Origin of the sequence: Haloferax sp. KTX1, assembly GCF_902410085.1 — an archaeon.
In the GTDB taxonomy this organism is placed as follows: Archaea; Halobacteriota; Halobacteria; order Halobacteriales; family Haloferacaceae; genus Haloferax; species Haloferax massiliensis.
Genome location: NZ_CABPRH010000371.1, coordinates 1 through 382 on the forward strand (window position 1 = coordinate 1; position 382 = coordinate 382).

The window sequence follows — 382 nt, forward strand, 5'->3', positions numbered from 1 at the left end:
ATCGTACCGTCCCTCGCAAGCGACTGCGGAACGACGCTTCGGTTTCTGGTCTGGTCGCCACTGCCGCGTCCGCATCTGCCGGTTCCGGGACTGCGGTCTGCTACTGTTGCTGGACATACACGTCGTCACCGTGTCCCGCGCCGGTGTTAATGGTACCGGGGTTCTCCGGTCGTTCTCACCACCACCGCAAAGATACGAAGCACCTCAGCCTGTTCTGGCTGTTCAACTATATTCAACGGAATCCCGCAGAGGGGGCTCAGGACGTAGCTTTATTGGGGATGCCCGAGATGTCAGAAGCGATGTCAAAGCCACACACGGAGCGGTTTAGCCTGAAGGGTCAGCGGGCGATTATCACGGGCGCATCGAGCGGCATCGGCCGAGC

General features: G+C 60.2%; 1 pseudogene. It reads left to right on the forward strand.

Going from position 1 to position 382, the window contains the following annotated elements:
- Positions 1-149: 149 nt before the first annotated feature.
- A pseudogene (locus tag FY251_RS22980) lies at positions 150-382 on the forward strand (3-oxoacyl-ACP reductase); the annotation flags it as partial.